General features: G+C 70.4%; 12 protein-coding genes. 6 read left to right on the top strand and 6 right to left on the bottom strand.

Annotated features, from left to right (window positions below):
- Positions 1-41: 41 nt before the first annotated feature.
- The 6 genes from AB0B45_RS05105 to AB0B45_RS05080 form a co-directional block, all read right to left on the bottom strand.
- Positions 42-1,031: a LacI family DNA-binding transcriptional regulator gene (locus AB0B45_RS05105; RefSeq protein ID WP_358125492.1), complete on the bottom strand. Its 990-nt coding sequence runs from the start codon at positions 1,029-1,031 to the stop codon at positions 42-44.
- Positions 1,028-2,782 carry a glycoside hydrolase family 36 protein gene (locus AB0B45_RS05100; protein WP_358125489.1) on the bottom strand — a complete coding sequence of 585 codons (1,755 nt, stop codon included), beginning with the start codon at positions 2,780-2,782 and terminating at the stop codon, positions 1,028-1,030. The genes AB0B45_RS05105 and AB0B45_RS05100 overlap by 4 nt, the downstream gene beginning before the upstream one ends.
- Positions 2,779-3,591, bottom strand: a complete 813-nt coding sequence (locus tag AB0B45_RS05095; protein WP_358125486.1) for a carbohydrate ABC transporter permease — start codon at positions 3,589-3,591, stop codon at positions 2,779-2,781. Before AB0B45_RS05095 ends, AB0B45_RS05100 begins: the two co-directional genes overlap by 4 nt.
- A complete protein-coding gene (locus tag AB0B45_RS05090; protein ID WP_358125483.1) occupies positions 3,588-4,499 on the bottom strand; it encodes a sugar ABC transporter permease in 912 nt (303 codons plus the stop codon). The genes AB0B45_RS05095 and AB0B45_RS05090 overlap by 4 nt, the downstream gene beginning before the upstream one ends.
- Complete coding sequence (locus AB0B45_RS05085; protein WP_358125480.1) at positions 4,496-5,818, bottom strand: sugar ABC transporter substrate-binding protein; 1,323 nt, start codon at positions 5,816-5,818, stop codon at positions 4,496-4,498. The genes AB0B45_RS05090 and AB0B45_RS05085 overlap by 4 nt, the downstream gene beginning before the upstream one ends.
- A 148-nt stretch (positions 5,819-5,966) precedes the next feature.
- Positions 5,967-7,007 (bottom strand): PHP domain-containing protein, encoded by a 1,041-nt coding sequence (locus tag AB0B45_RS05080; RefSeq protein ID WP_358125478.1) that lies wholly within the window; start codon positions 7,005-7,007, stop codon positions 5,967-5,969.
- A gap of 65 nt (positions 7,008-7,072) precedes the next feature.
- On the opposite strand from AB0B45_RS05080, the gene AB0B45_RS05075 reads away from it, so the two are divergent.
- The 6 genes from AB0B45_RS05075 (at position 7,073) to AB0B45_RS05050 (ending at position 11,223) form a co-directional block, all read left to right on the top strand.
- Entirely contained in the window at positions 7,073-7,447 is a 375-nt protein-coding gene (locus tag AB0B45_RS05075) for a hypothetical protein (RefSeq protein ID WP_358125475.1), read from the top strand.
- Positions 7,447-7,899 (top strand): hypothetical protein, encoded by a 453-nt coding sequence (locus AB0B45_RS05070; protein WP_358125472.1) that lies wholly within the window; start codon positions 7,447-7,449, stop codon positions 7,897-7,899. Before AB0B45_RS05075 ends, AB0B45_RS05070 begins: the two co-directional genes overlap by 1 nt.
- Entirely contained in the window at positions 7,899-9,053 is a 1,155-nt protein-coding gene (locus AB0B45_RS05065; protein ID WP_358125470.1) for a glutathionylspermidine synthase family protein, read from the top strand. Before AB0B45_RS05070 ends, AB0B45_RS05065 begins: the two co-directional genes overlap by 1 nt.
- Before the next feature lie 116 nt (positions 9,054-9,169).
- Positions 9,170-9,628, top strand: a complete 459-nt coding sequence (locus AB0B45_RS05060; protein ID WP_358125467.1) for a DUF350 domain-containing protein — start codon at positions 9,170-9,172, stop codon at positions 9,626-9,628.
- A gap of 166 nt (positions 9,629-9,794) precedes the next feature.
- Positions 9,795-10,037, top strand: coding sequence for a hypothetical protein (locus AB0B45_RS05055; protein ID WP_358125464.1), 243 nt, complete (start codon positions 9,795-9,797; stop codon positions 10,035-10,037).
- A 61-nt stretch (positions 10,038-10,098) separates the two neighbouring features.
- Positions 10,099-11,223, top strand: a complete 1,125-nt coding sequence (locus AB0B45_RS05050) for a helix-turn-helix domain-containing protein (RefSeq protein ID WP_358126260.1) — start codon at positions 10,099-10,101, stop codon at positions 11,221-11,223.
- Positions 11,224-11,280 lie beyond the last annotated feature (57 nt).

Below are 11,280 nucleotides of genomic sequence, written 5' to 3'. Positions count from 1 at the left end.
CTAATGGGCACAAATCCGGATAGCAGGACGATGGGTGTGCCTCAGCGCGGCGCCGCCGTGGACGAGCGCACGACCAGCTCGGGACCGAACATGAGCTCGCCCGCCGGCACGCCGCGTCCGCTGACCAGCGAGATGACGCTGCGCGCCACCTCCTTGGCCAGCCGGTCGATCGGCTGCCTGACGGTCGTCAGCGGCGGGTCGACGAACTCCATGATCATCGATCCGTCGTAGCCGACCACGGAGACATCGCCGGGCACCGTCAGGCCTTCACGCCTGATCGCCCTGATCGCTCCCAGCGCCATGAAGTCGCTGGCCGCCACGACGGCCGTGACCCCCCGTCCGAGCAGCACGGTCGTCGCCGACTGCCCGCCCTCGATCGTGTAGTACTGCCGCATCACCAGGGACTCGGGCTCCCCCACCCCGCGCCGTGCCATGGCGGCGAGGAACCCCTCCACCCTCCTGTCGGCCGGCCTGTTGCCGACGGGCCCCGAGGCGATGCCGATCCGGCGGTGGCCGAGCCGCCACAGGTGGTCGACGGCCAGCTCGGCCGCCATGACGTCGTCGGTGGACAGCACGGGCATCGAGTGCCCCTCGAACCCGCCGTTGACGCCGACGAACGGGATCCGCCGCGCCGCCAGGATGTTGCACGTCTCGGGGTCGGGGTCGTCGAGGGTGTTGCTGGCCGACAGGAACACCACCGCGGCCACGCCGTGCTCGGCCAGCGCGGAGACGAACTCGCGCTCCTGTATGCCGCCGGGCAGCGCGGGACACAGCACGCCCTTCAGTCCGTGCGGCGCGAGCGCGGCCTCGATCAGCTCGGCGACGTCGGCGAACCACGGGTTGGACAGCCACGGCGTTATCACCGCGACGATCTGGCCGCGGGTGGATCGCTCGTAGCCGAGCTCGGTCATGGCCCGCTCGACCGCCTCGCGGGTCTTGGCCGACACACCTGCCCGCCGGTTGATCACCCTGCTGACCGTGGCCTCGCTGACCTCCGCCCGCGCGGCGACCTCGGTGATGCCGATCTTCACCGTTCCTCCTCCAAGCCCGCCACACCCGAGACCGACGAGACCGGCGGACCAGGGGCGTCCAGGACCACCAGACCCGAGGCGGGTACGGCCAGCGAGACCAGCCCTGCCTCCAGCCGCCGTACCACCGGCTCGATCCTAGAGCCGTCAGCCCCGTGCAGGCGTGCCACGTCGGCGCCGGGCCCCGACACCTCCAGCACGAGCCGCCCCGCGCCCGTCCCGTTGACCAGCGTGATGGACCGGTAGGCCGCGCTGTCGACAGGCACCACCCGCTCCGCGCTCACCGTGATCACGCACTCGTCGCCGCGGGCTGCCTTCACCACCGGGTACAGCTCGTCCGGCCTGCCCGGCTCGACCTCGCCGTCGAGCAGGACGTGCCGCAGCCGCCGCCATTCCCCCAGCCAGAACGCCACCATCCGCCGCTGCTCCTCCGGCAGCCCCGCGAGGCGCGCCGAGATCTGCGGCACGGCGTGCAGCGACCCGATGAGCTGCCTGGCCGCGCTGTGGGCGCCCGCCCGCGGGTCCCACATCAGCATGTCGCCGTGCACGGTGCCCGCGACGGCGAGCAGGGCGATGTCGATGGTCCTGACCCTGTTCGCGGTCGCGTCGGCAGGGCAGTCGTCGGCCCGCAGCAGGTCGGCGAGCCCCGCCATCCCCGGCCCGACGTACGGCTGGCGGAACTCCAGCAGCGCCCGCTCCCCCACCGCCTGCCGCACCTCGGCGAGCAGCACCCGCATGGCCGTGCCGAGGTCGTGGATGTCGGCGCCGTGCGCGGGCCTGCCCGCGTAGACCATCGCCTGGTCGAGGAAGTCGATCTTGAGGCCGTCGATCCCGAGCTCCATCAGCCTGGCGCACAATGCGACGACGTGCCGTCTGACCTCGGGCCTTCGCGGGTCGAGCACCCTGGCTCCCGGCACTCCCGCCGAGGCGGGCGCGTGGGGCTCCAGTTCGTCGAAGCAGGCGGCGCCCGGCCCGAGCAGGAGCGGCGCCACCCACACGAGGTAGCGCAGTCCGAGCGCCCGCACCCGCGCCACATGCTCCGCGAAGTCGGGAAACTTCTGGCTGTCGGGCACCCAGTCGCCGACGCCCCCGTATCCACGCCCGTTCCCGAACTCCTGCCACCCGTCGTCGAGGATGAGCACGCCGCACCCGGCCGCCGCCGCCAGCGCCGCCTCCTCCTCGACGCCCTCCGCCGAGACGTCCTGCGTGAAGCCGTACCAGGTGGAGTAGACCGGCTCCCGAGCTCCCTCCGCGGGCTCGGTCGCGCCCTCCCCCAGCGCGCGCCGCAGCGCGCGCATCGCCGTCGCCACCGTGGGCGCGCTCCTGGCGAAGTGGATCCGGTACGGCCCCGCGGGCACGGACAGGTGCACGACGAAGGTCTTGGACTCCTCCGACACCCCGAACCGCATCGACACCTCGGGCACCGCGTCCTCGGCCGCGAAGGCGAGCAGCGTGCGGCCCCGGCTGTCGTACAGGCATCCGGCGGCCGCGCCGTGGACCAGCGAGATCCGCTGGTACCCGGCCCAGTCGGCGACGAGCGTGCGCTGCCAGTCGCAGGCCGGGTGCCAGAAGCCGACGGCGTCGCCGAGCGGCACCGACAGCCGGATCTCCAGCTCCTCGTGGGCACCGATCTCCAGCACGTCGCCGTGCAGCCGCCAGTCGGCCGTGCCTCCGCGCGTCAGCACGGCCAGCCGTACGTCGTCGAGCAGGTGCTCGGTCGGCGCGGGCGCGAGGCCCGCGGTCGTGACGCTCACTCTTTCACCGCTCCAGCGAGAAGTCCGGACACGAAGTGTCGTTGAAGGAGAAGGAACAGGACCGCCATCGGGAGCGCGGCGACGGCCGTGCCCGCGAGGATCTGGCCGTAGTCGGTCTCGGTGGCGCCCTGGAGTGCGGCGATCGCGAGCGGGATCGTGTAGGCGTCCCTGGTGCGGAGCGCGATCAACGGCCACACGAAGTCGTTCCACTGGTAGAGGAACAGGTAGATGCCGAGGGCGGCCAGCGCGGGCCTGATCGGCGGCAGCACCACCCGCACGAACAGCCGCAGCTCGCCGCAGCCGTCCACCCTGCCCGCCGACAGCAGTTCGGACGGCAGCGCCGACATCGACTGCCGCATGAGGAAGACGCCGAACGGCAGCGCCAGGTTGGGCAGGATGATCGCCTGGTAGGTGTTGAGCCACTCGAGCGCCAGCATCATCTTGAACAGCGGCACGAGCGTGACCTGGCTGGGGATGACCAGGCCCAGCATGAGCAGCCCGAACAGGAACTCCTTGCCGCGGAAGTCGTACTTGGCGAAGCCGTAGCCCGCCATCGTGCAGACCAGGCCGGCCAGCAGCGTGTAGACGGTGGCGATGAGCAGCGAGTTGCCGACGACGCGGCTGAAGCCGATGCCGGCCTCGAGGCTCGCCAGGTTGTCCAGCAGGTGGCCGCCGGGCAGCAGCGGCGGCGGGCTGCCGAAGACCTCGGTGTTGCTGTGGGTGGCGGCCACGACCAGCCAGTAGAACGGCACCAGCACCACGGCGACCGCGATCAGCAGCGTGGAGGTCAGCATGATCCGGCGGCTCACGGTTTGTCCCCCAGCACGCGGAACTGCACGATTCCGAGGATCCCGATGATGACGGCGAGCGCGTAGGCGATGGCCGAGGCGTAGCCGAAGTCGAGGTACTTGAAGCCGTTGTTGTACAGGTACAGGCCGACGGTGAGCGTGCTGTTGTCGGGGCCGCCGTTCGTCAGCACGTAAGGCTCGTCGAACAGCTGGAGCGTGCCGATCGTGGACATCACCAGCGTCAGCAGGATGACCGGCCGCAGTCCCGGCAGCGTCACATGCGCGAAGCGGTGCCAGGCGCCCGCGCCGTCCACGGACGCCGCGTCGTAGAGGTCCTTGGGCAGCGACTGCAGCCTGGACAGGAAGATCACCGCGTTGTAGCCCGTGTAGTGCCAGGTCAACGCCAGACCGAGGGCGATGCGGGCCCACAGCGTGTCGGTCAGCCAGGGCACCGGCGGGACGCCGACGAGGCCGAGCACCCAGTTGACCAGCCCGGACTGCGGGTTGAGCAGGACGGCGAACAGCAGGCCGTACGCCACCAGACCGGTGATCATCGGCAGGAAGAACCCGAGCCTGATGAGGCCCTTGAACCGCAGCAGCGGCGAGTTGAACGCCACCGCGAGCGCGACCGCGATGGCCAGCATCAGCGGCACCTGGACGACGAGGATCACCACGGTGTTGCGCAGCGCCGTCCAGAACAGCGGGTCGCCCGCCAGGCGCCGGTAGTTGGCGGCGCCCGCGAAGGTCTGCAGCGCGCCGTCGGTCTTGAACAGGCTGAGCCAGAACGACCAGGCGATCGGATACAGCTTGAAGATCGCGAACAGCGCGACGGCGGGGAGCACCCACAGGTAGGGGGCGGCCTTCATCGCGGGCAGCCGCCGCGCTCGTGTCGCCTTCGCGGCGGTGGCGCGCGATGCCAGCGCCGTCACCGCAGCACCTTCCTGCCGGTCTGCTGGGCTACGAGGTCGGCCGCCTCCTTGAGCACCGTGGCGGGGTCGGCGCCCTTGAGCAGGACCTTGCCCTGCGCGTCCGTCACCGCCTTGAGCGCCCGGGGGTAGTCGGCCGAGTAGTTGGTGACGTAGGAGGGCTGCTTGAGCGCGTCGAGGAAGATCTCGCCCTTCTTCTGCCCGCTGAAGAACTCCGATGGCTCGTGGAAGACGGGGTCGTCGTAGGCCTTCATGAGGGCGGGCGCGATGCCCTTGCCCTTGTAGATCGCGACCTGGTTCTCGGGCCTGGTCAGCACGAACTCGGCGAAGGCGTAGGCGGCGGCCTTGTCCTGGCTGGTGTTGGCGACGGCCAGGTGGGTGGAGTTGACGGTGGCGGAGACCTTGCCGCCCGCGGCGACGGCGGGCGGCAGCCGTACCTTCCACTTGCCCTTCTCGGCGGGCACGGTCTCCTCGATGATGCCGCCAAACCAGGTCGGCATGGCCTGGACCGCGACCGAGCCCTTCTTGATCGAGCTGATCATCGTGTTCCAGCCGCCCGCCATGTCGGCGACCAGGCCCGCGTCGTTGAGCTTCTTGATGACGGTGAGCGCGGTGACGGCCTGCGGGGTGTCGATCGTGATGTTGCCCTGCATGTCGAAGTAGAAGCTGTCCTGCAGCTGCAGCAGCATCTGGAAGAGGTTGGCCGAGTCGGCCTGGGTCGCGGGCTTGTCGATGCCGAGGAGCTGGACGCCGGTCTTCTCTTTGAGCTTGACTCCGGCCTCGATGACCTCGTCCCAGGTCTGCAGCGCCTCGACGTCGACGCCCGCCTTCTCGAACAGGTCGGCCCGGTAGTAGAAGCCCGCGGAGTTGGCCTCCCACGGCAGCGCGTAGACCTTGCCGTCGCGGCTGACGGTCTCCCACATGCCCTGGGCGAAGGCCGTCTTGTGCTTGCCGGCGCCGAGCGGCGACAGGTCGGCCAGCCCGTCGGGGAACTTCTCGACGTAGGCGGGCAGGTAGTCCACGCCGATGTGGAGCACGTCGCCGAGCCCCTGTCCGCCCGCGGCGAGCCCCGCGGTGATCTTGTCCCAGATGGCGGGGTTGCCGATGTCCTGGACATCGACCTTGATCGCGGGGAACTGCTTCTCGAAGGCGGGGACCAGCTGCTTCATCATCGCGGCCGGACCCTGCCAGCTCCACACCGTGATCTTCCCCGACCCTCCGGCGGAGGTCCCTGACGTGCCGCCGCCGCAGGCGCTCAGCGCGCCTCCCGCGGCGGCCAGCGCGCTGAGCTGAAGGAAACGGCGACGGTCGAGGTGGGCCATGGGGGTCTCCAGGGGGTGCAGAGCGTGGCCTGACGCGGCCAGACGTTACCTCCGTGTTTCCCGGACTTGCAATACTGCCGCGAAAACTTTCAAAAAATCGGGCAGGACGGCAGGGCATGCCGAAACCAGGACCCTTCGCTCGCCTTCGCTAGGCGGCCGTCCAGTCCAGCAGCCGCTCCAGCGGCCAGGTGTTGACGATCCGCTCGGCCTCCACCCCGCACAGCGCGGCCCGTTCGCAGCCGAACCGCTGCCAGTCCAGCTGTCCGGGCGCGTGGGCGTCGGAGTCGATGGAGAACACGCAGCCCGTCTCGTAGGCCAGCCGCAGCAGCCGTTTCGGCGGGTCGAGCCTGTCGGGCCTGGAGTTGATCTCCACGGCGACCCCGAACCTGCGGCACGCCTCGAACACCAGCTCGGCGTCGAAGTCGGACTCGGGCCGCAGGCCGCCCCGCCTGGTGCCGCCCTTCACGATCCTTCCCGTGCAGTGACCCAGCACGTCGACGTCCGGGTTCGCGATGGCGGTCACCATCCTGCGGGTCATCTCGTGGGTGTTCATGCGCAGCTGGGAGTGGACGCTCGCCACCACCACGTCCAGGCGGGCCAGCAGGTCGGGATCCTGGTCGAGGGTGCCGTCGAGGTTGATGTCCACCTCGATGCCGGTGAGGATCCTGAACGGCGCGAGCCGCTCGTTCAGCTCGGCCACCACGTCGAGCTGCCTGCGCAGCCGGGAGGCCGACAGGCCGTTGGCGATCGTCAGCCGCGGCGAGTGGTCGGTCAGCGCCCAGTACTCGTGTCCGAGCGCCTTCGCGGAGGCGGCCATCTCCTCGATCGGGGAGCCGCCGTCCGACCAGTCGGAGTGGCAGTGCAGGTCGCCCTTGAGCGCGGCCCGCAGCGCGGCGCTCTCCTCGTCGAGGTCGGCGCCCTCGGTGGCCTGGAGCCTGCGCAGGTAGGTCGGGGTCTTCCCGTCGAGCGCCTCGGTGATGGCCAGCGCGGTGACCTTGCCGATGCCCGGCAGGTCGGCCAAAGCGCCGGCCCTCGCCAGCCGTACGAGCTCCTCCCGCGGCAGCTCCTCGACCGCGGCGGCGGCCCGCCTGAACGCCCGCACCCGGTAGGTCGGCTCGCCCGCGCGCTCCAGAAGGAACGCGATGTCACGCAGTGCCTCGACCGGCTCCATGCCGACATACCTACCCATAGGGAACCCGGCTCCGCACGACCACGTTGTCCGAGGTATAAACCCCCGATAAGCTCTGGAGCCCCATGGCAGAAACCCGCTCCCGCAAATCGACCAAGGTGATCACGCTGACCGCGCTCGGTGTGATCTCGCTGATGGTGGTCGGGTTCTGCTCGGCGCAGGACGACTACGAAGAGGTCGCGGCCGACTGCGTCGACCTCAACACCCAGCTTCCCGACGGCTCCTACCAGGTCGTCGACGACGACTACTGCGACGACGACGGCGGCAGTGGCTACCACTCCTCCCACCACGCCTACGGCTGGTACTACGGCGGCGTCAGAACGGGCATGCGGGTGCTGAAGGGCACCACCGTGAAGCCCGCCGAGGCGCGCATCAGCAGCAGGAGCGGACACGTCGTCCAGCGCGGCGGGTTCGGCGGCAGGGGTGGAGGCGGCAGCTGATGGCGCGCAGGCTCTCCTCCCGCGCGGTGGCGCTCGGCGCCGTGGTGACCGTCTCGTCCGTCGTCCTGGCGGGCTGCGCCACGGGCGGCTCCACCTACGCGGGCTCCGAGCAGGTCGTGATGGACTCCTTCGAGGAGGGGGACACCTCCACCGACGAGGACCTCCTCGAGGAAGAAGAGGACGAGGACGAGGTCGTCGCCCGGTGCGTCAGGCGGGACAGCGAGGACGACGGCCGCTACGTGATCGTGGACGACGACCGCTGCGACAGCGCGGGAAGGCACGGCGCCTACCTCTGGTACTACGGCGGTACCAAGGTCAGGAACCGCGTCTCCAAGGGCACGACCTCCCGCCCGCGCGACTCGCTCGTCGTGACGAAGAGCGGCGACGAGATCACCCGCGCGGGGAAGATCTCCACGAACGGCTTCGGCAACCGCACCTCGACGGGATCCTGATGCGACGCGAGCACGCCACTCCCCGCGACGGCTGGGAGAAGATCGTCGAGGGTCACGGCCTGGCCTTCCACCGCTCCGTGCAGGCCGCGCACCTGCCCCGCCCCTACTGGGACGAGTCCGTCCACTACGTCTTCACCATGGACGAGGTGCTCGGCCTCGAAGCGCAGGTCGAGGAGCTCCACCTGATGTGCCTGGCCGCGGTCGAGCACGTCGTCGCCGAACGGCGCTTCGCCGACTTCGCGCTGCCCGAGTGGACGTGGCAGGAGATCGCCCGCTCGTGGGAACGGCGCGACCCGCACGTCTACGGCCGTTTCGACCTGCGCTACGACGGCGTCTCCCCGCCGAAGCTGCTGGAGTACAACGCCGACACTCCCACCTCGCTGGTGGAGTCGAGCGTCGTGCAGTGGTACTGGCTGCAGGACCGCTTCCCCGGCGACGACCAGTGGAACTCCATCCACGAGCGCCTCATCGACAGGTGGCGCGCGCTGGTCCTGCCGACGGGGCCGACCCACTTCGCCTGGACGAACATGGACGAGACAGGCGAGGAGGCGATGACCGTCGCCTACCTGCAGGAAACCGCCGATCAGGCGGGACTCGGCACGATCGCCATCGCGATGGAGGACATCGGCTGGGATCCCCTCAACAGGCGCTTCGTCGACACCCATGGCCGGGTGATCCGCTCGGCCTTCAAGCTGTACCCGTGGGAGTGGATGCTGGCCGACGGCTTCGGCGAGCACGCCGTACGGCACGCCGCCTCGACCACCTGGATCGAGCCGCTGTGGAAGGCGCTGCTGTCGAACAAGGCGCTGCTGGCGGTGCTGTGGGAGCTGTATCCGGGCCACCCCAACCTGCTGCCCGCCTACCTCGACGGCCCGCGCGACCTGACCTCCTACATCGTCAAGCCGCTGCTGGGCAGGGAGGGCGCCTCCATGCGGATCGTCACCCCCTCGGGCGTGGCGGAGACGCCCGGATCCTACGGCGCGGAGGGCTACGTCCACCAGGGCTTCGAGGCGCTGCCCTCGTTCGAGGGGCAGCGGCCCGTGCTCGGCGCCTGGATGGTCGCCGACGAGTCCGCGGGGCTCGGCATCCGCGAGACCGCGGGGCTGATCACCGACGACACCTCGTCCTTCGTCCCCCACAGGATCGAGCAGTGACCCCCTCCCCCTGTCCCCCCGATCCGCTGACCGCACCCCCCGCACCCGCCGTCGCCGAGGGTCTCGCCGACGTGAAGGCGGGTTGCGTCCCTCCCATCGGCGTAGAAAGAGGCACCTTGAACACCAACGGCGCAGACGTCACCGTGCCCCTCATCGACCACCTGGCCTCAGGCGCGCTGGCCATCGCCGCCTACGCCGTCCTCGGCATGATCCTGCTGATCGTCGGCTTCTACGTCATCGACCTGGCCACGCCCGGCAAGCTCAGCTCCGTCATCAAGCACGAGCGCAACCCCAACGCCACCCTGCTGGCCTCCTCGGGGCTGGCGGCCGTCGGCCTCATCGTCGCCGCCTCGATCTGGTCGTCGGGCGGCGCCCTGCACGAGGGCCTGCTGGCCACCGCCGTCTTCGGCCTGGTCGGCATCGCCGTACAGACGGTGGCCATGGTGGTCTTCGACCTGGTCGCGGGCATCTCGGTGCGTGAGCTGATCAAGGAGAGCGACCTGCAGCCCGGCGCCCGCCTGCTGGCCGTCACCCACCTGGCGATCGGCCTCATCACCGCCGTGGCCGTCATCTAGCCGCGGAGGCCAGCACCTCGCCGAGGACCGCCGCGACGTCCACCTCGCCGACGGCGGTGCGTTCGAGCACGCGCCGCCCCACCCTGAGCAGAATCCGCACCTCGTCGCGACCATCGCCGAGCTCCTGCGCACCACGCTCGAGCTGCCCGTCTGCGTCTTCTCCGAGGTGAACTTCACCGAGGGCGTCACCATCGGGTACGGCCGGCCCGAGACGGTCTTCACCGAGGACCTGATGACCGACGTCACCACCCGCAACGCGTGGGGGCACCCGATCGTCCGGTACTACGTCGGCTCGGGCGACCTCACGCCGCTGGACATCACCGACACGGTCAGCATCGCCGTACCCGACCGGATGTCCGCGGCCCGGTTCGGGCGAGACCGGCGCACTCTCGCGGACCTGGCACTCTAGAGGCGTGACAGACCACGAGGACCGGACGCGGGAGGACACCACCCGGCGTCTCGAGCGCAACATGGGCACCCTGGGCACCGCGGCCATGGCGCGCATGGACGAGCGGTTGCCGTGGTTCCGCGCCCTTTCGGCCGAGGACCGCTCATGGGTCGGCCTGGTCGCGCAGGCCGGCATCGCCGCCTTCGTCGAGTGGTTCGCCCACGCCGGCGAGGGCCGCCCCACCCCGAGCATCGAGTTCTTCGGCACCGCGCCGCGCGAGCTGAAGCGCTCCATCTCGCTGCAGCAGACGGTCGACATCGTCCGCATCGTCGTCGAGGTCGTCGAGACGATGACCGACGAGCTGGCCGCGCCAGGCGGTGGCGACCAGCTGGAGCAGGCGATGCTCCGCTACACCCGCGACGTCGCCTTCGCCGCCGCGCAGGTCTACGCCCGCGAGGCGGAGGCGCGCGGCGCCTGGGACGCCAGGCTGGAGGCCCTGATCGTCGACGCTCTGGTGCGCGGCGAGGTCGACGACGGCCTGCACTCGTGGGCCGCGGCGCTCGGCTGGACCTCCTCGCCCGTCGTGGTGCTCGCGGGTCACGCGCCGGACGACGACCCGCGCGCGGTCATCGACTCCCTGCGTGAGAAGGGCAGGCGCATCGGCATGGACCTGCTCGCCGGGGTCCAGGCCGATCGGCTGATCGTGATCGTGGGCGGCGCCCAGAGCGTGGACCAGGCCTCCAGGCAGGTCGTGCCGCGCTTCGGGCCAGGCCCGATCGTCATCGGGCCCGAGGTGCCCGACCTGCACGCGGCGGCCCGCTCCGCGCGGGCGGCGATCGCCGGGCTCAAGGCCTCCTCCGGCTGGCCCGACGCGCCCAGGCCCGTGCACGCGGAGGACCTGCTGGCCGAGCGGGCGCTCGACGGCGACGACGACGCCAGGGAGCAGCTGGTCGAGAACGTCTACCTGCCGCTGGCGGGCACCCCGCTGCTCGACACTCTGGCCACCTACCTGGAGCAGGGCACCTCGCTCGAGGCGACGGCCAGGCTGCTGTTCGTGCACCCCAACACCGTCAGGTACCGGCTGAAGAAGATCACCGAGCTGACCGGCTACCAGCCGACCGAGGGCAGATCGGCCTTCACCCTACAGGTGGGACTGATTTTGGGCAGGCTCTCCGAGAGCGCCGTAACCTGGCGCGCACTAACGTAACTCCACCGAAACCCCCACTGTAGGGTTCCTACAAAATGCCTGGGACAAAGTTCGTAC

The organism is Nonomuraea sp. NPDC049152, from assembly GCF_040648355.1.
GTDB lineage: Bacteria > Actinomycetota > Actinomycetes > Streptosporangiales > Streptosporangiaceae > Nonomuraea.
This window is presented reverse-complemented; position numbering and strand designations above follow the sequence as displayed.